The 22,188-nt window shown below is 61.6% G+C and carries 17 protein-coding genes; 8 read left to right on the forward strand and 9 right to left on the reverse strand.

Annotation, left to right across the window (positions count from 1 at the left end; all coding sequences use genetic code 11):
- Positions 1–57: 57 nt before the first annotated feature.
- The 6 genes from KUV86_RS10825 to dctP form a co-directional block, all read right to left on the reverse strand.
- On the reverse strand, positions 58–1,083 hold the full coding sequence (locus tag KUV86_RS10825) for an AraC family transcriptional regulator (protein WP_222484767.1): 1,026 nt from the start codon (positions 1,081–1,083) through the stop codon (positions 58–60).
- A gap of 131 nt (positions 1,084–1,214) precedes the next feature.
- The gene (locus tag KUV86_RS10830; protein ID WP_222484768.1) at positions 1,215–2,747 is read right to left on the reverse strand and encodes a malonate--CoA ligase; all 1,533 of its coding nucleotides are present in this window, start codon (positions 2,745–2,747) and stop codon (positions 1,215–1,217) included.
- Positions 2,744–4,099 (reverse strand): malonyl-CoA decarboxylase, encoded by a 1,356-nt coding sequence (locus KUV86_RS10835; protein ID WP_222484769.1) that lies wholly within the window; start codon positions 4,097–4,099, stop codon positions 2,744–2,746. The genes KUV86_RS10830 and KUV86_RS10835 overlap by 4 nt, the downstream gene beginning before the upstream one ends.
- A gap of 28 nt (positions 4,100–4,127) precedes the next feature.
- Positions 4,128–5,477 (reverse strand): TRAP transporter large permease, encoded by a 1,350-nt coding sequence (locus tag KUV86_RS10840; protein ID WP_206941417.1) that lies wholly within the window; start codon positions 5,475–5,477, stop codon positions 4,128–4,130.
- Entirely contained in the window at positions 5,477–6,028 is a 552-nt protein-coding gene (locus tag KUV86_RS10845) for a TRAP transporter small permease (RefSeq protein WP_222484770.1), read from the reverse strand. The genes KUV86_RS10840 and KUV86_RS10845 overlap by 1 nt, the downstream gene beginning before the upstream one ends.
- A gap of 67 nt (positions 6,029–6,095) precedes the next feature.
- Entirely contained in the window at positions 6,096–7,193 is a 1,098-nt protein-coding gene (gene dctP, locus KUV86_RS10850; protein ID WP_222484771.1) for a TRAP transporter substrate-binding protein DctP, read from the reverse strand.
- A gap of 208 nt (positions 7,194–7,401) precedes the next feature.
- On the opposite strand from dctP, the gene KUV86_RS10855 reads away from it, so the two are divergent.
- Positions 7,402–8,076, forward strand: coding sequence for a GntR family transcriptional regulator (locus KUV86_RS10855; protein WP_222484244.1), 675 nt, complete (start codon positions 7,402–7,404; stop codon positions 8,074–8,076).
- Positions 8,077–8,223: 147 nt separating this feature from the next.
- Positions 8,224–9,705, forward strand: coding sequence for a protein adenylyltransferase SelO (locus KUV86_RS10860; RefSeq protein WP_222484772.1), 1,482 nt, complete (start codon positions 8,224–8,226; stop codon positions 9,703–9,705).
- A gap of 156 nt (positions 9,706–9,861) precedes the next feature.
- On the opposite strand, the gene KUV86_RS10865 is transcribed toward KUV86_RS10860, so the two are convergent.
- Positions 9,862–13,806, reverse strand: coding sequence for a NahK/ErcS family hybrid sensor histidine kinase/response regulator (locus tag KUV86_RS10865; RefSeq protein ID WP_222484773.1), 3,945 nt, complete (start codon positions 13,804–13,806; stop codon positions 9,862–9,864).
- A 382-nt stretch (positions 13,807–14,188) separates the two neighbouring features.
- On the opposite strand from KUV86_RS10865, the gene KUV86_RS10870 reads away from it, so the two are divergent.
- The 6 genes from KUV86_RS10870 to ttcA all read left to right on the forward strand — a co-directional run bounded on the left by KUV86_RS10870 (position 14,189) and on the right by ttcA (position 20,316).
- Positions 14,189–14,446 (forward strand): DUF4212 domain-containing protein, encoded by a 258-nt coding sequence (locus tag KUV86_RS10870; protein WP_206941410.1) that lies wholly within the window; start codon positions 14,189–14,191, stop codon positions 14,444–14,446.
- 38 nt (positions 14,447–14,484) lie between these two features.
- Complete coding sequence (locus KUV86_RS10875; RefSeq protein ID WP_206941409.1) at positions 14,485–16,278, forward strand: sodium:solute symporter family protein; 1,794 nt, start codon at positions 14,485–14,487, stop codon at positions 16,276–16,278.
- A gap of 86 nt (positions 16,279–16,364) precedes the next feature.
- Positions 16,365–18,179: a putative nucleotidyltransferase substrate binding domain-containing protein gene (locus KUV86_RS10880; RefSeq protein ID WP_222484775.1), complete on the forward strand. Its 1,815-nt coding sequence runs from the start codon at positions 16,365–16,367 to the stop codon at positions 18,177–18,179.
- A gap of 65 nt (positions 18,180–18,244) precedes the next feature.
- Positions 18,245–18,868, forward strand: a complete 624-nt coding sequence (locus tag KUV86_RS10885) for a 3'-5' exonuclease (RefSeq protein WP_206941407.1) — start codon at positions 18,245–18,247, stop codon at positions 18,866–18,868.
- Positions 18,869–18,953: 85 nt separating this feature from the next.
- Positions 18,954–19,193: a hypothetical protein gene (locus tag KUV86_RS10890; protein ID WP_224851978.1), complete on the forward strand. Its 240-nt coding sequence runs from the start codon at positions 18,954–18,956 to the stop codon at positions 19,191–19,193.
- Positions 19,194–19,392: 199 nt separating this feature from the next.
- On the forward strand, positions 19,393–20,316 hold the full coding sequence (gene ttcA / locus KUV86_RS10895; RefSeq protein WP_261397614.1) for a tRNA 2-thiocytidine(32) synthetase TtcA: 924 nt from the start codon (positions 19,393–19,395) through the stop codon (positions 20,314–20,316).
- Positions 20,317–20,595: 279 nt separating this feature from the next.
- Here ttcA and fnr read toward each other — a convergent pair whose 3' ends face one another.
- Together fnr and KUV86_RS10905 are read right to left on the reverse strand one after the other, a co-directional pair.
- Complete coding sequence (gene fnr / locus KUV86_RS10900; protein ID WP_206941404.1) at positions 20,596–21,336, reverse strand: fumarate/nitrate reduction transcriptional regulator Fnr; 741 nt, start codon at positions 21,334–21,336, stop codon at positions 20,596–20,598.
- A gap of 158 nt (positions 21,337–21,494) precedes the next feature.
- Complete coding sequence (locus KUV86_RS10905; RefSeq protein ID WP_222484777.1) at positions 21,495–22,181, reverse strand: sulfite exporter TauE/SafE family protein; 687 nt, start codon at positions 22,179–22,181, stop codon at positions 21,495–21,497.
- Between the last annotated feature and the right edge of the window lie 7 nt (positions 22,182–22,188).

Here is a 22,188-nt window from a genome sequence, read left to right on the forward strand (position 1 = left end):
ATTGTCATGCCCGAGCATAGTGAAGGCGGGAGGCCACAGATTGACCGAAGGCGCGTGTTACTTGACAAATGACGCAATGTTGACCGTTTCAGCCTTATGCTTTCGTCGCCATTGGGCAGGACTCTCGCCCATGACGCGCTTGAAACTGCGAGTCAATGCGCTGAGCTGGCTATAGCCCAGCAGGTCGGCGATCTCGGTGAGGCTAAGGTGAGTGTCCAGCATATACACCTGAGCGCTGCGCATGCGTACCCGGTCCAGCAAGTGCTGAAAGCTGAGGCCCCGCTTGAGCAGCCGGTCCTGCAGCGTGCGCGGTGGGACATCCAGCGCCGTGGCTACCGCCTCCAGGCTGACCTGGTCCAGCGGCAGCAGGTTGGTGATGATCCACTCCACCTTGCTTTCGATATCGTCCCAGCGGTGACGATGCAGCAAGGAGTTGATCAGTCTGCGCAGCGCGGGGCTGCCCCCGGCAATCGCGTGGTCAAGGCAATGCCGGTCGAAGACCAGGGTGTTCTCCGGATGGTTGAAGCGCAGGGCGGCATGGAATTGCTGGGTGTAGGGTTCCAGGTCCTTGGGCTCTTCGCCACACAGGTATACGGCGCGCAGCTTGATCGGCTCGCCATACAGGAAGGTGAGGATGTTGTAGGCCCCCATCAGGGTGTTGTCGTTATGCTGGCGTGATGGCCTGATGTAGCCGGGAACCCGATAGGTGAAGTGATAGTGGGCCTGGTCGTCGCGCTCTTCCAGTCTGACCTCAAGGCCCTGTACATGCCGACCGATCTGATCGGCAATGGTGACCATGGCCTCACGCAGGGTGTCGCACTGCTGAATCAGCAGACCCACCATGCCCAGCATGGAAATGTTCTGGTGGCGTCCCAGCAGCAGGCCGAAATGGCGACAGCCGCTGAGCTGAGCGCCCAGCTCGAGCAAGTCGATCTTGGTCGCCACCGGAATAAGGCGGTCGGGGCGGTCAAGGTAGTCGCCAGGCAAGGACAGGCGAGCCAGCGCCTGATGGGCACTGCCTCCCAACTCGCTGAGCAGGGTCGGATAGCCGGTCAGAGCAGCAGCACGCACCATAGGCTGCATGGAGGGTCTCCACAACGTTGGTGGGTGTGAGTATATATGGGCGCCGAGACTCCCGCGAACGCTCAACGGCGCCCAATGGGGCGCCGTTGCGGGGTGTTATGAATGAACGAGCATAGGGGGACAGATGGCGCCTATGAGCTGGCCGCGTAGGTATCCTTGAAGCGCTCTCTGAGTTGGTTCTTCTGCACCTTACCCATGGTGTTGCGTGGCAGGCTGTCGACAAAGAACACCCGCTTCGGCTGCTTGTAGCGCGCAAGCTTGTCGGCCAGCGCGGCAATGATCTCGGTTTCCTGCGGTGTGGCGCCTTCTGCCGGGACGACCACGGCGGTGACGCCCTCGCCCAGATCCGGGTGGGGTAGCCCGATGACCGCTGATTCGAGCACGCCGCCGAGCTCGTCGATATGGCCCTCGACCTCCTTGGGGTAGACGTTGTAGCCCCCGGAGATCACCAGGTCCTTGTCCCGTCCGACGATCTGCACATAGCCTCGCTCGTCGATCAACGCCAGGTCGCCGGTGATGAAGAAGCCATCCTCCAACAGCTCCTCCGCGGTCTTCTCCGGCATCCGCCAGTATCCCTGAAACACGTTGGGGCCACGCACCTCGAGCATGCCAATCTCGCCCTGGGGCAGCGCGTCATGATGCTTGCCTTCGCGATCGGTAATGCGTACCTCAACCCCAGGCAAGGGCATCCCGACGGTGCCGGCGATGCGTTGGCCGTCATAAGGGTTCGAGGTATTCATGTTGGTTTCGGTCATGCCGTAGCGTTCGAGAATGGCATGGCCCGTGGCCGCCTCGAAGGCCTCATGGGTGTCGGCGGTCAGCGGCGCCGAGCCAGAGGTGAACAGGCGCATATTGGCGGTGGATTCACGGGTGAGTCGAGGGTCCTTCAGCAGGCGCGTATAGAAGGTCGGCACCCCCATCATGGTGGTGCCCTGTGCGATTTCCTCGAACACCACATCCGCATCGAACTTGGGCAGGAAGCGCATGCTGGCGCCGGCCATCAGGATCACGTTGCAGGCCACGAACAGGCCATGGGTGTGGAAGATCGGCAGGGCATGGATGAGGCGGTCGTCTGCGCTAAAGCGCCAGGCAGACACCAGCGCCTCGGCATTCGACCCAAGGTTGCCGTGGCTGAGCATGGCACCCTTTGAACGACCCGTGGTGCCGGAGGTATACAGGATGGCGGCCAGATCGTTGGCGTCGCGCTCAAGGCAGTCGGTGACGGGGGAGGCCGCCGCGACCACGTCCATCAGTCCGCCGTCGGCGGCAGTGCCCAGCGACACCACACGCACGTCGCCGCAGGATGACGCAACCTGAGTGGCGGCGTCGAGTGAGGCCGGACGGCACACGAACAGCGCGGGCTCGGCGTCGCCGAGAAAATAGCGTATTTCCTCGCTGGTATAGCCGGTGTTGAGCGGCAGGTAGACGGCGCCGACCTTGAGGCTAGCCAGGTAGAGCAAAATGGCCTCGGGGCTCTTGTCGACCTGTACGGCGACTCTGTCCCCCGGGCCGACGCCAAGCTCGACCAGCGCGCCAGCCAGCCGTGCCACCATGTCGAGGGCGTCCGAGTAACGGTAATCCCGACCTTCCCGGGTGGTGATGAAGGGGGCATCGCCACGCTCGTGCATGCGTTTTTCAAAGGTGGCAAAGAGGTTGTGGTTCATGTGACGGGATCTCCCTTGAGATGCTTGCGTGCTCGCCGACGCAGGTCCTTGACCTGGGAAGAGCAGGCGACCTTGCCTTCGCTGGAGTAGCGTTCGTGATTGCCCTCGATGTCATCGAGGACGTAAAGGTAATTGACCATCAGGCCGCCGAACTGGGCCAGGCCGCGGCGAGAGGTGTCGCCTAGCCAGTTGATGCGGTGAAGCTCGGCGCCATTGCCGAGATGAAAGCGAGCGACCGAGTTGAGGGGCAGACCCTTGGGGTTGCGCTCTTTCGTGAGGTAGTGGGCCGCCAGGGGGCGGATGGCCTCGCCCAGGGTCTTGGCGCGCTCCGGGTCTGCCTCCCACCCTTCGCTATCGAGCTCCTTGAGCAGCGTCTGGGTGTCATCGTCCAGCCGGCCATCTTCCCGCTGGCGCTCGGCGTCCAGCCAGGCGCGAAATCCAGGTACGGGAGAGAGGGTGACGAAATGCTTGAGCCTTGGCAGCTCGGCCTTCAGCTCCTGCACCACCTGCTTGATCAAGAAGTTGCCGAAGGAGATACCGCGCAGTCCCACCTGACAGTTGCTGATGCCAAAGAAGGCGGCACTGTCGGCATCTTCCGCCTCGATGGCCTCGTGGTTGGCATCGAGAATCGGCTGGATGCGGTCTGGCATTCCCTTGGTCAAGGCGACCTCGACGAAGATCAGCGGCTCGTCGCCGATGGCCGGGTGAAAGAAGGCAAAACAGCGTCGGTCACGAGCATCCAGGCGGCGGCGCAGATCATTCCAGTCGCAGATCTCGTGTACCGCTTCGTAGCGAATGATCTTCTCCAGCACTGCCGCCGGGGTGTTCCAGTCGATGCGCTTGAGGACCAGAAAACCCCGGTTGAACCAGGAGGCAAACAGGTGGGCAAAGTCATCATCGAGCGCCCTGAGATCCGGGTTGTCCTTGAGCCTGGGCAGCAGATCCTCGCGCATGCGCACCAGATCATGGGTTCCGCCGGTGGTGAGGTTGAGGCGACGCAGCAGCTCCTGCCGTCTGGGCTCGCAGGCCTCGAACAAACGCTGAAGTGCCATGTTGCCGCGCTCGACACGGTAGTCTTGGTAGGCGCGATCCACGGCGTCGGGGTCTGCGGTGAACTCCTCTGTCAGGGTCAGGAAGAAGCGGGTCTTCTCGGCGTCGCCCAGGCGCCCATAGGCATCCAGGGCCTGGCAGGCGAGGGTAATGCTCGATGCTTCGCCGTCGCTTGCCAGCAGTCGATGACAGGCGTCGATCACCTGGGAGTGGTCCAGCGGTGGGCCATCGCTACGCCTGCGCAGCAGGGCGTCGCGCTGGGTGATGTTGGACAACAGTTCCTGCAGAAAGCTGAAGTTCATCAGAAACACCTCGTTGGGGCGGAGCCGATCAGCCGGCGGTTTCCATGATCAGGTCAGGCAGCCAGGTGGCAATGCCCGGAAAGATGCATAGAAGGATGATGCCCAGCACCATGCACAGAGCGTAGGGCAGGCTACCGAGCAGAATGTCCTTGAGCGCGATATCTGGGGCTATCCCCTTGATGATGAACAGGTTGAGGCCCACCGGCGGGGTGATCAGGCCAATCTCCAGGTTGATGGTCAGAATGACCGCGAACCAGTAGGGATCAAAGTTGGCCGCCAGAATGATGGGCAGCAGAATCGGCGCCGTCATGACGATGACTGCCACCGGAGGCAGAAAGAAGCCGGCCACCAGCAAAAAGACGTTGATGATGCCCATCAGCACCCAGCGATTGACCTCAAGACTGGCGATGGCCTCGGCCACGGTCTGGGTGATGAACAGCGACGACAGCGCATAGGCAAAGATCTCGGCGCAGGCAATGATCAGCATGATCATCACGCTTTCCCGCAGCGCGTCACGCATGATGGTGGTGAGCGGCTTCACCTGCCACATGCGGTAGACCACGATGGCCAGTGCCAGGCACAGGAAGGCACCCGCTCCGGCGGCCTCTGAGGGCGTGGCGACACCACCGTAGAGGGCGAACAGGATGCCGCTGACCACGACCAGGAAGGGTAGCACCCGTACCAGTGCCTTGAGGTTGTGCTCGACGTTGCTGGCGACCTTGTCCTTGAGCTCGCGAGCGGCTTCCGCTACTGGGTTGGGGGCGTGATAGCCACCGGCCAGCTTGCAGGCGATAAGGGTCCAGGCCATGAACAGCAGCGCCAGCATGACACCGGGCAAGGCGCCGGCGATGAACAGGCGGCCGATCGACGTCTCGGTGGAAATCCCGTAGACGATCATGGTGACCGAAGGCGGAATCAGAATGCCCAGGGTACCCCCTGCTGCGACACACCCCGCGGCGACACCATCCGGATAGCCGCGCTTGCGCATCTCGGGAATGCCCAGCTTGCCGATGGCTGCGCTGGTGGCCGGAGACGAACCTGATAGCGCTGCGAAGATCGAGCAGGCGCCGATATTGGAGATGGCCAGTCCACCGGGCACCTTGCCGAGCCACAGATCCAGTGAACGGTAGAGGTCTCGTCCGGTGGGGGACGATGCCACGGCCGCCCCCATCAGGATGAACATGGGTATCGCGACGAAGCCGAATGAGGCCAGGCTGCCGAAGAAGGTCTCGCCGAAGTAGGTCAGCTCGCCCATGCCTTGATCAAGCACCAGGGCGGCCAATGAGACCCCGCCCAGGGCGAAGGCGATGGGGGTGCCGATGGCCATCAGCACGAATAGTGCGGTGACAATAAGGATACCGCTGGTGACGGGGTCCATCAGCGCGCTCCTCCCAGAATGTCTGCCAGATACTGGATCGCCAGCAGGGTCGAGCCGAGGGCCAGCGGAACGAGCGCTGGCCACAGCGGAGGGTTCCATACCGTGCCGGTGGTCCAGCCGCCGTGGAACGCCTCAAGCAGATACAGCCACGAGCCGTAGGCCAGGGCGATACAGAACCCCAGGCCGCACAGCGCAGCGACCAGGTTCATGGCACTCTTCAGGCCTCCCTTGAGGGCGTCGGGCAGCACGGTGACTGCCACCTGGCCACCGGTGAGCAGCACATAGGGGGAACCCAGCAGCATGGCGCCGGTGATCGAAAAGATGGCGAATTCGGTCTGCCAGGTGGTGCTTTCGCCAAGCAGATAGCGCACGAAGATCATATGACAGACGGCCAGCACGCCCAGCAGCAGTGCAGCCGCCGCGACAACGGCGAAGGCGATGGAAAGCCTGTCCATGCCACGACAGAACGCGCCGATGGGGCCGGCGCTGTGGCGGCGTGACAAGGCATCGGTCGCGGCCTCGACGTGGGGTGGAGAGTGAGTATGGGACATGGAGCCTCCGAGGTGACATGACGATAACGAGCAGCAAGGCGCGGCATCACGCCGCGCCTTGCTCGGCTCATTCCACGGCCAGGGCGGCGTCGATCAGCGCCTGACCGTTGTCCACGTTCTCGGCAAAGCTCTTGTAGGCGCTCTCCTTGGCCACCTCGAGCCAGGCGTCGTAGTCCGCCTGGGACATCTGCACGACTTCCACGCCATTTTCCTCGAACACGTCCACCATGGTCTGATCCAGCTGGGCGGCCTGTTCCGCAAAGTAGGCCTCGGCCTTTTCACCGGCCTCGAGCAACGCCTGCTGCTGGGCCTCATCGAGTCGACTCCAGCTTTGCTCCGAGATCAGGATCGGCTCGTACATGAACCACAGGGCGTTTTCCCCCGGTGCTGTCAGGCAGTTGACCTGCTCGTAGATGCGGTAGGACACGAAGGAGCCTGACGAGGTGTTGGCACCGTCCAGAACACCGGTCTGCATGGCGGTGTAAATCTCTGACGATGGCATCGAGGCGATGGAAGCACCCGCGGTTGCCAGCATTTCATCGAAGGCCGGGCCTGCTGCGCGCATGGTCTGCCCCGCCACCGTGTCAGGTGAGGTGATGCACTGCTTGTTGGAGGCGAATCCACCGGCCAGCCAGGCATCGGCCAGCACCCGCGCACCGGCGTCCTGGATGACCTGCTTGATCATGTCCATGAACGCCGAGTCATTGAGTCGCTGGGCGCGTTCATGATTGCGCACCAGGCCAGGCATCAGCGTGGCGGAGAATTCAGGATGGCGCCCGCTGGCATAGTCCAGCGGCAGTGAGGTCATGTCGAGGCGACCGCGCACCAGGGCGCCCCACTGTTCCTTGGCCTTGAACAGGGACTGGCCGGGGTAGACCTGCAGGGCCAGGTCCACGTCGGCAGCTTCCACTTCCTTGGCCATCAGTTGCACCATTTCATCGCGGACATCTCCCTGGCCGCCAGGAAACTGGTGAGAGACCCGCAGCGTGGTTTCCGCGCTGGCCGAGGCGCTGACGGCCAGTGACGACAGCGCAACGCAAGCGGCGACCGTCAGCGCTTTGGTACCTGAGCGTGGTCGAGCCTGCTGGAGTGAGGGAGCGTCCTGAGTCGTGCAATCGCAATCAGCCGAGCGAGCGGGATGAGCGGGGGAGGCGTGGCGTGTCATGGTGTCTCCTTGAGGAGTTGTTATTGTGGCGATGGGTGCCGCGGACGGCGGGTGATAAAGGGTGTAAAAAATGTTTCATTTGCTATGATGTATACATCAATAGCCCTCAGGTATATTCCTGTCAATGCGGCAGGCTTAGACCAAGGTGGCGGTTGGGCCGATGAATCGATGAACTGGCAGAGTTAGGCTTGCCGGCGAGGATGCTGACATGAGCAACAAGACCTCCAACGCTCAGCGCTTGAGAGACTCTCTAGAGGACGACATCATCAACGGTCGACGCGCGCCGGGTGAGCGCCTGGACCCCGAGGCCCTGTGCGAGGCCTACAAGGTATCGCGCACGCCGGTGCGAGAAGCCATCCAGCAGCTGGTAGCCAGTGGTCTGGTGACCGTCTATCCCAAGAAGGGCACCTTTGTGGCACGGCTCGGGCTTGAGCGATTGATCGAGATGTTCGAGGTGATGGCAGAGCTGGAAGGCATGTGTGGCCGTCTTGCCGCCCGGCGCATGACCCCGGAGGAACTTGAGGCGCTGCAGGCCGCCTTGGAGGGCTGCCAAAGAGCCAGCGAGACCGGCGACAGCGACGCCTACTATTATGAGAACGAGTCCTTTCACAGCATTATCTATGCCGCCAGTCACAACGCCTTCCTGGCCGAGGAGGCTCAGTCGCTCAAGCAGAGGCTGAAACCCTATCGTCGGCTGCAGCTGCAGGTGCGCTCCAGAATGCAGAGTTCGCTGGAGGAGCATCGCGCTGTGCTGGACGCTCTTACCGCTGGCGATGCGGAGGCCGCTGAGCGCATCTTGCGCGATCACGTGCTGATTCAGGGCGAGCGTTTCAGCGACTTCGTATCCAGTGTGCGCAAGCTGGAAGCCACCGCGGATCGCTGATCCTGCTGGTGAGCCTGGCCAGTGATCAAGCACAATGCGACCTGTCTTGCTGATCCTCTCCAACACGAAGCGTCTGTCCTGGGCTTGACGACAGCGCGTCTGGGGTCGAGGGTGGTCCCAGCGTCATTGCTAGCCTGAGGGTATGTCATGTTTCCCGCTTTTTCCGCGCACTATGCGTCCTTGCCGGATCGCATGCGAGCCGAGATGTCACCGACGCCGGTGTCGTCACCACGCTTGCTGGCGTTCAATCGCCCCCTGGCCGAGGCGTTGGGGCTGAACCTGGATGCCTTGGATGATCACCATCTTGCCGAGGTGCTGGGAGGCAACCTGGTGCCGGAGGGGGCCCGCCCTGTGGCGACTGCCTATGCTGGCCATCAGTTCGGTAACTTCGTGCCTCAACTCGGAGACGGCCGTGCCCTGCTGCTGGGTGAGCTCACGCACCGGGATGGCACGCTGCGGGAGGTGCAACTCAAGGGAGCCGGGCGCACGCCGTTCTCCCGTGGAGGCGATGGCCGCGCCCCGTTGGGGCCGGTTCTACGGGAATACCTGGTATCCGAGGCCATGGCCGCCCTGGGGGTTCCTACCACACGGGCACTGGCAGCGGTGGTCAGCGGCGATTCCGTGGTGCGCCAGATGGTGGAGCCGGGAGCGGTACTGACGCGGGTGGCAACCAGCCACATCCGCGTGGGCACTTTCCAGTATTTTGCCGCGCGGCGGGATACCGAGGCCCTGTCTCTGTTGGTGGACTTCTGCATTGAGCGTCACTATCCACATCTAGCCGAGTGCGAGAAAGGGGAAAGGGCGCTGGCGCTGCTGGACGCGGTAGTGGAGCGTCAAGCCAGTCTGATCGCCCAATGGAAGGGGCTTGGCTTCATCCATGGCGTGATGAACACCGACAACTGCGCGATCTCCGGTGAGACCATCGACTACGGGCCCTGCGCCTTCATGGACGCCTTTCATCCCCACCGGGTGTTCAGTTCCATCGACGAGCGAGGCCGTTATGCCTGGGACAATCAGCCCGCCATCGCCCAGTGGAATCTGGCGCGCCTGGCCGAGACGCTACTGCCGTTGATCGATGACGACCAGGAGCGCGCGGTTGAGCTGGCCACGGCGTCGATCGAGAACTTTGCCGAACAGCATGATGCTGCCTGGACCGCCGTGCTACGCGCCAAGCTGGGGCTCGATAGCCAAGACGACCAGTCAGATGACCATGATCTTGCCCTGGGCGAGGATCTGCTCAAGGCGATGGAGGAGGGCAATGCCGACTTTACCCTTGGCTTCGCCCGTCTGTCGGCCGCTCTGGAAGATGGTGACGAGACCCTGGCCGAAGGATTCGAGCGACGTCATCGCCTTGACGACTGGCTGCCGCGTTGGCGCCAGCGGCTGCAGCAACAGGGTGTGGACGCGCCAACCCTGAGGCAGCGATTGAGCGCTGCCAATCCCCTGGTGATCCCTCGCAACCACCTGGTCGAGAAGGCCATCCGGGCCGCGGTGGACGACGATGACTTGAGCGTCTTTGAGTCATTGCTGGCCGCCGTGACGCGCCCCCATGAGGCGCCGAGCGAGGCCTGGCTGATGGCACCCCCGACGCGAGACGAGCGCGTGCTCAGAACATTCTGTGGTACCTGACATTTTGCTGCTACTCGCCCCTGCGATCTGTGCCTGGGCGCTGTAGGTAATATCTGTAGGTGAAACCAGCCCCCGCGCCGCATGGGCGGGGGCTGTGCGTCCAGGCAAACGCCGCAAAGGATGTCGGCGGCAAGGCTGCCTGCACGTTGCTGCACCTCATGAAGGGGCCTGGCTGGCCTGCAGGGTCCGCGTCAACAGCGCACGCAGGGCCGCGGGCCGCACCGGCTTGAGCAGCAGCTGGAAGCCACCGCGACGGACCTCCTCTGCCACCTCTTCGGTACGGTCTGCAGTAATCACGATGCCGGGTACTTCTCCTTCGAGGCGCTCGCTCAGGGCATCCAGTGCCATCAGTCCAGTGACTTCATTGTCCAGATGGTAGTCGGCCAGGATGGCGTCAGGATCGCCATCCAGGTGTCGCAGTACCGACTTGGCGCCGCCGATGGAGGTGGCGGTGAAGACCTCGCAGCCCCAGCCCGACAGCATCGCCTTCATGCCCTCGAGAATCAGCGACTCGTTGTCGATACACAGAATGCGCTTGCCATCGAGCTTGCTGGCGACCTTGCGTGAGGGCTTGCTGTCCGACTCGGCGACCTCGGCCTTGGCCTCGACCCGCGGCACGCTGACCGAGAACACGGTGCCGATACCGACCCAGGAGCGCACGCGGATGGGATGATCGAGCACCCGGCTCATGCGGTCGGCAATCGACAGCCCCAGTCCCAGTCCCTTTTCGCTTTCCTTGTGTCGGGAAGCCTGGTCCAGCCGGCGGAACTCCTGGAAGATCTCCGCTTGCTTGGCCTCAGGAATACCAGGGCCGCTGTCCCACACCTCGATCAACAGACGTTCGCCCCGTCGCCGGATACCCAGCAGCACTCGGCCCTCCTGGGTGTAGCGAATCGCGTTCGACAGAAAATTCTGGATGATGCGCCTGAGCATCTGGCTGTCACTGTCGACCCACAGGCGTGAGCCCACCACCTTCAGGTCAAGACCGCGGTCCTCGGCCATTACCGCAAACTGGGCCTGCAGGGGCCGCAGGATATCGGTCAGGGCGAAGTGGCTGCGACGCGGCGTCAGCGCCCCGGCATCCAGCTTCGAGATGTCCAGCAGGGTGCCGAGGAGCTCCTCGGCAGACTGCAGCGAGCTGTCGATGTGGCCGATGGTGCGCTTCATGTCCTCGCCCCCCATGTCCTGAGACAGGGCCGACGTGAACAGCCGCGCCGCATTGAGCGGCTGCAGCAGGTCGTGGCTTGCCGCCGCCAGGAAGCGGGTCTTGGAGGCATTGGCATCTTCGGCCACCTGCTTGGCCTGGCGCAGCGCCTGCTCCGCCTCGGCCCTGACCCGGTTTTCCTGGCGCAGTGCCGAGTTGGCCTCGGACAGCGCCAGAGTACGGGAGCGCACGCGCTCTTCCAGCGTCTCGTTGGTTTCCTTAAGGGCAATCTCGGCTCGGCGGCGTTCAGTGATGTCCTGGTACAGGGCGAAGAAACCAAGGATGGCGCCACTGTCGCCGAAGTGGGGGGTGTAGGTCACCAGCATGTAGCGAAGCCCTTCACCGCTGATGTCCAGCGAGACCTCGAAACTGACCCGTTCTCCGGCCAGCGTGCGCTTGAACCAGGGCGTGCGCTCCTCTGCCATGTCGGTCGGGATCACGTCGGTGACCTTCTTGCCGATCACCTCGTTGCGGTTGATGCTGAAGGCTTGCTCGTAGGCCCGGTTGGTAAACAGGTAGCGGCACTCACGGTCGAAGTAGGCGATCAATGCCGGCACGTTGTCCGTGTAGATACGGATGTTGTTCTCGGAACGGATCAGCGCCTCTTCCGTGCGTTTCTGCTGGGTGATGTCCTGATAGGTGTAGACGAAGCCTCCGCCGGGCATGGGATTGCCCTGGACCTCCAGCACGCTGCCGTCCTGGCGGTAGCGCACGTAGCGATGTGGTTGTCCCTCGCGAATGTTGTCGAGCAATAGCTCGACATGCTCTTCGGGGTCACCTGGGCCGTATTCGCCATTATGGGCGTTGTAGCGAAAGATGCGGTCGATGGGCGCGCCGACACGAATCAGATGGTCCGGGAAGCGAAACAGTTCCAGGTAACGCTGATTCCAGACCACCAGGCGCAGGTTCTGATCGACCACGCTGATGCCCTGGTTGATGTTCTCGATGGTGGCCTGAAGCAGGGCGCGGTTGAATTCCAGCACCTGGGACGCTTCATCGACGATGGATATCACGTCGGAAATACCGATGCCGCGTCCCTGCAGGGCGGAATTGACCACGATACGGGCGGAGGACGCACCCAGTACGGATGCCAGAAAACGTTCGGTGAACTGGATCACGTCAATGGACGCTCGTGCGCTGTCTTCCAGTGCCTTGCCGTTGCGACGGGCGTAGTCGCTGAAGGCACGGTCAACCTGGCCGGCGCTGAGGAATCGCTGGCACAGCACCTTGAGGTCGCCCACCGTGGTGGCACCGGTCCAGGGACGATTGACCGAGGTCTGACGGGTTTCGACGCTGTCCACGAACAGCGAGGCCTGAATGCGCTCCACCACGCGTTGGGGCGTGACCTGGGAGACGAAGATGTAGGCCACCAGGTTGATTCCCAGCGACAGCATGACGCCATGGGTGAAGTTATCGCCCACATGCAGCCCGAACAACGAGGTGGGCGACAGCCAGGCAATCCCCAGCGGCCCGCCACTGAGCCAGTCAGCCGGGAGCACGCCGGCGTTGATCATGGCGGGCAGCAGCAGCGTGTAAGCCCAGATGGCGAAGCCGGCATTCATGCCGACGATGACGCCAAGACGGTTGCCACGCTTCCAGTAGAGTCCCCCGATCAGTGCCGGCGCGAACTGCGCCGCAGCAGCAAAGGAGAGCATGCCGATCGAGGCCAGCGAGGTGAACTCACCGATCAGCTGATAGAAGCCGTAGGCCATCGCCAGGATCACCGCGATGGTGATCCGGCGAGCCCTGAGCACCAGACGTCCGTAGTCCCGCGGCTTGGTGTCAAACCAGCGCATGCGGAACAGGGCGGGAATCACGATTTCGTTGGATATCATGATGGAGACGGCGACCGCCGCGACGATCACCATGCCGGTGGCGGCCGAGAATCCACCGATGAAGGTCAGCAGTGTGAGCCAGCCCTGGTCCGCTGCCATCGGCAGCGACAGGACGTAGGTATCGGGCGCGACGTCAGTGCCGGCAAAGGTGGTCAGGCCAGCCGCCGCCAGCGGCAGTACAAAGAACGCGAACAGTACCAGGTACAGCGGGAACAGCCAGCGAGCGCGGGCGGCGTCGTCGCGGTGGGTGTTCTCCACCACGGTGACATGGAATTGTCGAGGCAGGCATAGAATGGCCAGCATCGCCAGCAAGGTCTGGGCCCAGAAACTCTGGCCGAAGTCCTGCTGGGCCAGCTGGCGCTGGAGTTGCAAGTGTATATCGGCGCGGGTCAGCAGGTCCTGCAGGCCGTCGAACATCCCCCAGGTCACATAGGCGCCGAGTACCAGAAAGGCTACCAGCTTGACCAGTGACTCGAAGGCCACCGCATGAATCAGGCCCTCATGATGCTCGGTGGCATCGGTATGGCGAGTGCCGAAGAGGATGGCAAAGATCGCCATGACCACCGCCACATAAAACGCCGTGTCTCCGAATAGCGGGGCCCGTGTGATATCGGATGCGTCGGTCAGCACCGCGAAGGAGGTCGACACCGCTTTCAGCTGAAGAGCGATATAGGGCAGCGTGCCGATCAATGCGACCAGACTCGCGAAAGCAGCCAGGGACTGGGTCTTGCCATAGCGTGAGGCGATAAAGTCGGCAATCGAGGTGATGTTCTGATGCTTGGCCACGCGCACCATCTTGGCCAGGACAGGCCAGAACAGCAGCAAGGTCAGCACCGGACCGACAAAGATGCTGGCAAACGACCAGCCTGAGGTGGCGGCCTGTCCGACGGCGCCGTGGAACGTCCACGACGTGCAGTAGATCGCCAGAGCCAGGCTGTAGACCAGCGGGCGCCGCTGGCTTGCGCCCTGATGCCGGGCACGCCGGTCGCCGCGCCAGGCAATGGCGAACAGCACGGCAATGTAGAGAAGTGAAACGACGATCAACAGCCAACCGGCAAACATGGGCACCTCCTCGATGTCAGCTGCCATTCTAGGGTATCGGAAGGCCGCCAGGCAGGGGGCGCAGGGTGTCTCTTGAGGCGAATATCACAGACTCGATGGATTTCTGTGGTATCGACCAACGTCGATTACCGGAAAATAAGGCAGAGAATCGCGACTAAGGTGGAATGCACCTTTGTAGTGATAGACCAACGGCTAATATTTGTTGAATGTTTTTATTTTATTGAATTAAAAGAAGTTTCTCATAACATGGTGCACTGCATTTATGATTTTCGACTAAAGTTATCGTTCCTCTAAAAGCCCTTTTGACTAGTCTTTTGTTCGAGCCTTTTAGCTCTGCCTGACAGGGCATTTGGCGAACAAACCACTTCTTGAGGGTAGCCTTATGCTAGACAAGAGCGCACAGGCCTACTGGAAACGAAATATTAGAACCATTCTTGGCTGTCTTGCCGTCTGGTTTGTCGTCTCCTATGGCTTCGGCATTCTCCTGGTGGATGTGCTCAATAACATCCGCTTCTTTGGCTTCAAGTTAGGCTTCTGGTTTGCACAGCAGGGATCCATCTACACCTTCATCGTGCTGATTATTTTCTACGCCTGGAAGATGAATCGACTCGATGAAGAGTACGACGTCCACGAACAGTGAAACCCGCAAAATAACGTCAATGAACGGGAATTGATTCCATGGATGTACAACTGCTTACCTATCTCTTTGTAGGGGCGTCATTCGCTCTCTACATCGGTATCGCGATCTGGTCGCGGGCCGGCTCCACCAAGGACTTCTATGTCGCGGGGGGAGGTGTTCACCCCGCAGCCAATGGCATGGCGACCGCAGCTGACTGGATGTCCGCGGCGTCGTTCATTTCGATGGCAGGGTTGATCGCCTACCTGGGCTACGACGCCTCCGTCTATCTGATGGGCTGGACCGGTGGCTACGTCATGCTGGCAATGCTGCTGGCGCCCTACCTGCGCAAGTTCGGAAAGTTCACGGTGCCAGATTTCATCGGCGACCGTTACTACTCGAATATCGCGAGGACCGTAGCGGTCATCTGCGTCATCTTCGTCTCGTTCACCTACGTGGCCGGACAGATGCGAGGTGTCGGCATCGTTTTCGCGCGCTTCCTCGAAGTGGATGTGAACCTCGGCGTTGTCATCGGCATGGTCATCGTCTTCTTCTATGCGGTACTAGGGGGAATGAAGGGCATTACCTATACCCAGGTGGCTCAGTATTGCGTGCTGATCACCGCCTTCATCGTACCGGCAGTGTTTCTGTCGATCATGATGACCGGTCACGTGCTGCCCCAGACCGGCCTCGGTGCGACCTTCGTTGATGCAGCAGGTAACGATAGCGGTCAATACATCCTTGATCGTCTCGATGGCCTGCTGACAGATCTCGGTATCACGCCCTATACCGACGGTAGTCAGCCGATGATCAACGTGTTCTTCATCACCGCTGCGCTGATGTGTGGTACGGCGGGTCTGCCTCACGTCATCGTGCGGTTCTTCACCGTGCCGCGGGTTCGTGATGCGCGGGTCAGCGCCGGTTGGGCCCTGGTGTTCATCGCCTTGCTGTATACCACTGCACCGGCGGTGGGGGTATTCGCTCGCACCAACATCATCGAGACCGTGAACGAGACAAGCTACGAGGAGGTTCCTGGCTGGTTCAAGAGCTGGGAGACGGTTGGCCTGATCGGCTGGCTCGACAAGAACGACGATGGCAGGGTGCAGATGGGGCCAGGCGCGCCGTTCGAGGGCAAGCCCACCTTCGAGAGCGGTCCCCTGGAAGAAGCCTCCACGGGTAGCTACGGTCAGCGGGTGGTCACCAATGCACCCACCGACAGCGCCAACGAGGTGTATATCGATCGCGATATCATCGTGCTGGCCAACCCCGAGATCGGTGGCTTGCCAGCCTGGGTGATCGCGCTGATGGCGGCCGGTGGTGTAGCGGCAGCACTGTCGACCGCGGCCGGGCTGTTGCTGGTCATCTCGGCGGCTGTGTCCCATGACCTGATCAAGAAGCAGATCAACCCGAACCTCAGCGAGAAGGGAGAGCTGCTGGCTGCTCGTGGCGCTGCGGCGGTGGCAGTCGTGGTGGCCGGTTACTTTGGCATCAATCCTCCGGGCTTTGTGGCCCAGGTGGTGGCCTTTGCCTTCGGCTTGGCGGCGTCGTCCTTCTTCCCGGCCATTCTGCTTGGCATCTTCGACAAGCGCATGAACCGCGAGGGGGCCATCGTCGGCATGGTGCTGGGTCTCAGCTTCACCTTTACCTATATCGTCTATACCAAGTTCATCAACACGGATCCGTCGATCTGGTGGTTTGGTATTTCGCCGGAAGGTATCGGTACGCTCGGCATGATCCTGCACTTTGTGGTGGCGTTCGTGGTATCGCGGGCAACTGCCGCTCCGCCGGAACACATCCAGGAACTGGTCGAGAACGTGCGGGTGCCAAGAGGCGCTGGTGTGGCCCACGCACACTAGAACGGGACGAGGGGCCCAGCGCCGTGGGCTCCTCTTCGCCAACCTGCTCAGCCCCGGGACAGCCGGGGTTGAGCACGGAGCGAACGATGATCGACATCAACGTCACAGAACCTCCCTTTGCGCTGCTGGATGATGCCGGACGCGAGCGTATTCGCGCAGGGCTTGATCTGGCGTACTACGCGCGGGATGAAGTGATTCTCGAGGCTGGACAGGCCGGCGAGTTCGTCTTTGTGATTCACAAGGGCGAAGTCGCCGAACTGGACATGAACGAGTCCTCCACCGGCGGACGCATCGGCCACTACACCAGTGGCGATCTGTTTGGCGCGATCAGCGTCATCAACGGCCAGAGCCGCTATCGTTTTGTCGCCGAACAGGAAACCCTGTGCTACCTGATGCCCAGGGCGTTGTTCCTCTCGCTCTGCGAACAGTCCGAGGACTTCTCCGATTACTTTCACCAGCGTCTGGTCAGCAAGACGCGGCTGCTGGCGGAGCGGCGTTCCGATGGCGGCGTGACGCTGGCCGGTTTCATGCTGGCCAAGGTGCATGAATGCATGCGGTCACCCCTGCTGGTGGATCCGTCCATCAGTATTCGTCAGGCGGTGCTCACGCTGAAGGAGAAGGGCGCCGACAGCCTGTTGGTGGATACCCCGGAAGGCCCCGGAATGCTGACCAAGACCGACCTGCTCGATGCGCTGGTGATGCAGGAGCGGGGAGGGGGCGATGCCCTGGAAGGTATCGCTGGCCTGGCACTGGTGAGCGTCAACAGGGACCAGTACCTGTTCGAAGCGCTGATCGAGATGACCCGCCACAAGGTGGCCAGGGTGGTGGTCTATCACGAAGGCGCGCTGGAAGGCGTGGTCGAGTTGACCGATGTGCTGAGCTATTTCTCCAGTCGCAGCTATGTGGTCAGTCTTCAGGTGGAGCAGGCCGACAGCCTGGCGGAACTGAACGAGGCCAGCCAGCGCACGCCTGAGCTGATCGATGCGCTGATGGCGCAGGGGATTCGCATGCGCTTTGCCATGGGCATGCTGTCAGCGCTTAACGGCCGCATTATTGGTAAGGCATGGCAGTTTTCGATGCCCGCCCCTCAGCGCGACCGGGTCTGTCTTGTCGTGCTGGGAAGTGAGGGAAGGGGCGAACAGATCCTCAAGACGGATCAGGACAACGCGCTGATTCTCCCGGACGACCTCGAGTGGCCGGACCTGGCCGCGGACAGTCGTCGTTTTACCGAGGTGCTGATGGACCTGGGCTATCCGCGCTGCCCAGGCAATATCATGGTGTCCAATCCCCAATGGACAGGAACGCTGGAGCAGTGGCGCGGGCGTATTCGGCGATGGGTCGCGGAACTGGATGGCAATAGCTTGATGAGCCTGGCGATTCTGGTGGATGTCGCTGGCGTGGCAGGTGACATGGCGTTGGTGGACCGCCTGCGTGATGTGTTGATCGAGGAGACCAGGGGCAACGCGCTATTGCTGACCCATCTGGCCCGCGCGGTACTGCGGTTCTCTACGCCATTGACGCTGTTCGGCTCGCTCAAGAAGCCCGCACACGGCATCGACATCAAGAAAGGGGGCATCTTCCCGATCGTTCATGGGGTTCGCACCATGGCGCTGGATGCTGGTCTGCGCGAGACCTCGACCCACGATCGCCTGTCCGCTCTGGCTAGGCTCGGTCGCCTCGATGCAGAGGTGGCGGAAGACCTCGGTGAGGCGCTGTCACTGTTCAGTGAGCTGAGGCTCAAGGCCCAGCTCAGGTGCCAGCGCGATGATCTCCTGGCCAGCGACAACGTGGTGGTGCAGTCCCTCAACTCCCTGGAGCGTGACCTGTTGCGGGAGGCACTTCATCTGGTGAAGGAGTTCAAGGGCAGTCTGTCCCATCGTTATCACCTGGAGTATGCATGAGCGTCGAGGCATCGCCTCAGGGAAAACTGACCTGGCGTCAGTGGTTTCGTTTAGGAGAGTACCCCATGCTGCGAGCGATCAGACGTGCGGCCGACCGCCGTCGTCAAGCCGATGGCGATTTTGCCTGGCTGTTCAATCCCTACACCGGTGATGAGTTGGTGTCCATCGACTGTGAGACCACCGGCCTGGATACGCGTCGCGCCGAACTGGTGTCGATTGCGGCAGTGCGGATCCACGATGGGCGCGTGTTGACCAGCGAGTCGCTTGATCTGCGCCTGGAGCCCCCGGCCAGCCTGGATGGTGATTCCATCAAGATTCACCGCCTGCGTGGGGTCGATCTTGAGGGGGGAATGCCGGTGCGTGATGCCCTCGAGACGCTGCTGGAATTCATCGGCAACCGTCCGCTGGTGGGGTGGTGCATCGACTTTGACCTGGCCATGCTCGATCGCTATCTCAAGGCGGAGTTTGGCTTCTCGTTGCCTAACGCCACCATCGATGTGGCGCAGCAGTACCGCAAGCGGATGCGGCGCAGCCATCCCGAACTTGAGCTGCAGCCGACTTTCGAACAATTGGCAGAGCGCCTGGGAGTGCCGATCATGGGACGGCATACCGCATTGGGTGATGCCGTCACTACGGCACTGATGCATTTGCGGCTGGACGCCGACGCGCTGGCCGAGTCGTCCCGATGATGCCATCCACGCCGCTGTCACGACGCGTGACCTGGGACGAGCGGCGTGTCAGGTGCCGTAGTCACCGTAATGGGGAGATCTTTGCATGAGCCTTCATGGTCTGATGATGTTGCTTGAGCCGACCTTGCTATCGCTTGGCCTGTTGGCTGTGATGGTGGCTTACTGCCAGTACTATCGCCGCACCCGTGACCTGTGGGGGATGGTCAAGTTCTGGGAGAAGCGTCTGACGCTGACGGTGAGTGAGCACGCCTGGCAACGCTTCGGCATCTTGCTGCTGTTGCTTGGTGTGGTGGCGCGCTATCTGCTGGCACTACAAGTCGTCTAGCCACAGGTCGTCTTGTCACAGGTCCTCTCTTCACAGGGCGGCTAGTCACAGGGCGGCTAGTCAAAAGCACCTTGGCCCAGGATACGCGGTTGTGAACCAGCGTAATCGCAGGGGTGAGTGGTTGCTGACTTCTTCGCCTGTAGCGGACGTGAGTGATAGACTAGCGGGTCTTCATTTTCAGCCGTGATGTGCCCAGCCCATGTCTGCTCAGCCCGCTTCCGCCTCCCTGTTTGATCCCCGTGTCCTCGACCGTCGTGATGCCGCGTCCCCGGCAGCTGACGACGAGCGCGCCCAGGCCAAGGCCAAGCGCGAGTTCAACAAGCTGCAGAAGCGTCTGCGGCGTCAGACCGGCAACGCCATCATCGATTACGGCATGATTCAGGAAGGCGACAAGGTCATGGTATGCCTGTCCGGCGGCAAGGACAGCTACACCATGCTCGAGATTCTTCGCAGCCTGCAGCGCAATGCGCCGGTGAACTTCTCCCTGGTGGCGGTCAACCTCGACCAGAAGCAGCCCGGCTTTCCCGAGCACGTGCTACCGGACTACCTGGACAGCATTGGCGTGGACTACCACATCCTCGAGCGTGACACCTACTCGGTGGTGAAGGAAAAGACCCCCGAGGGCAAGACCACCTGCGCGCTGTGCTCGCGACTGCGCCGAGGGTCGCTGTACGGTTTTGCGGAAGAGATCGGTGCGACCAAGATTGCCCTGGGACACCACCGCGAGGATATTCTCGAGACGCTGTTCCTCAACATGTTCTTCGGAGGAAGTCTCAAGGCCATGCCGCCCAAGCTGCTGTCCGATGATGGCAAGAACATTGTCATCCGGCCGCTGGCGTACTGCCGCGAGGCGGACATCCAGGCCTACAGCGATGCCATGGCCTTTCCGATCATTCCCTGCAATCTCTGCGGTTCGCAGCCCAACCTGCAGCGCCAGGTGGTGAAGGAAATGCTGGCAGAGTGGGAGGCCAAGCACCCTGGGCGCCTGGAGAGCATGTTCAAGGCCGTGACCAACGTGGCACCCTCGCAGCTGGCGGACCGCGAGCTGTTCGACTTTGAAGGGCTGGAGGCCGAGCAGGCGCATCGCCAGGCTCGGCGTATTGATATCGTTGATGCCGACTAAGCTCGCCTGAACACGCCCTGCTGAAGAGCCTCTGCTGAACATGCCTTGCTGAAAAGGCACTGCTGAAGCGTGAAGCGAGCTAGGGCCACATCACGCAGTGGCCCTCTTCAATGTCTGAACGCTCGTCCCGATAAGATAGCAAGAGGCCGCATCCTGGGATGCGGCCTCTTTTGTTGATGGAGCCGGTATATCGTCGCCCTACCTAGGGGGGCTGGGCTTGGGGCGTGGCACGACGTCTATCGGTCGCTGTCGGCCGCAGGCCCTGTCAGCGCCGCGGGATCAGCTGGCGTCGGTGTCAGCCAGGTTCGACAGTGAGGCGAGGTCCAGGATATTGACCTCCCGTCCAGAGACCGCCACCAGGTCCTGCTGTTGAAAGCGCCCCAGAATGCGGCTGACCGTTTCGACGGCAAGTCCCAGGTGGTTGCCGATATCTGCCCGGGACATGGACAGGCGGAAGCTGAACGGCGAGTAGCCGCGACGTCGGAAACGGTCGGACAGACCGAGGAAGAAGCAGGCCAGTCGTTGGTCAGCGGTCTTGCGCGACAGCAGCTGCATCATGCGGCGATCTTCGCGCAGCTCCTTGCTGAGGGTGCGGAACAGTTGCGCGCGTAGTTCCGGCAGCGTCTGGGTCAGGGCGTCAAGGCGATCGAAGGGAATCTCACATACGGTCGTGGTCTCGAGTGCCACCACGCTGCCGGGGTATCTGCCGTCGTCGATGCCATCCAGGCCGACCAGTTCACTGGGCAAGAAGAAGTTGGTCAGCTGCGCTTCGCCACTACCCTCGGTGGTGATCTGCTTGAGACTACCGGAGCGAACCGCGAAGACGCTCGTGAAGCGATCTCCCTGCTCGACCAGCCGAGTGCCCTTCTTGATCGGAGGGTGACGACGGATAATGGAATCGAAGCGCTCGAGGTCAGCGGTCTCCAGCGACAACGGAAGGCACAGGGAACTCAAGCTGCAGGACTCGCAACGAGTCTCATGTAGCATGGGGCGCCGTCGATCTTGGGCCGATGGACTCATTCGCAGCTCCTGTGGGTCTGGGGTTCATGATGAGCAGGGCATGTAGGAAACTGGCTTGCCCTAGCTGCATGCTATTGTCGCTATTCTACACGCAGATATTGGGCCAAAGGTGCATATACCTCTTTTGCCTCAATAATCTGGCGGCGATATGATGGTCGTCAATTTCCTACAATTTGTAGGATATTCCATACAGCTAAACCGACAATCATGCCCGCTGCCATAAATCGAGTGGCAGGGTGTGCCAGCAAACTCTGCAGTTGGCGTGCAGCAATCCCTGTTGTCACTAGTGCCGGTAGCGTTCCCAGGCCAAAGCAGAGCATGAGTAGTGCTCCACGGGCAGGGTCTGCGATGGCCATGCTCCATGCCAGCATGGAATACACCAGGCCACAGGGCAGCCAGCCCCAGATGGCCCCGAGTGCAATCGCCTGAGGTAGCTTGACCACTGGCAACAGGCGACGTCCTGCTGGCTCCAGGTACCTCCACAGGCGCTGGCCCAATGCCTCCAGCCAGCGTAGCCCTTTCCACAGGTTGGCAATGTAAAGCGCCATCGTGATCAGCATCAGGCTGGCAACCACCTGCAGCAGGTCCCGCATGCCCGGTGCCAGCGCCACCACAGAGCCTAGGCTTGCGACCATAGCGCCTGCCAGGCAGTAGCTGAACAGACGCCCCGAGTTGTAGCCGAGTAGTAAAATTCCTACACGAATAGGGTGGCGCATGCTCGGGGGAATGGCAAAGGTCAGGGCACTCATTATACCGCCGCACATGCCGATGCAATGTGCTCCGCCAAGCAGCCCGAAGACAAACGCCGCCATCGCGGGCGGCAGGTCTAGACCTACTGGGTTCATGCGTTCT

It is taken from the genome of Halomonas sp. DP8Y7-3, from assembly GCF_019801675.1.
Classification (GTDB): Bacteria; Pseudomonadota; Gammaproteobacteria; order Pseudomonadales; family Halomonadaceae; genus Halomonas; species Halomonas litopenaei_A.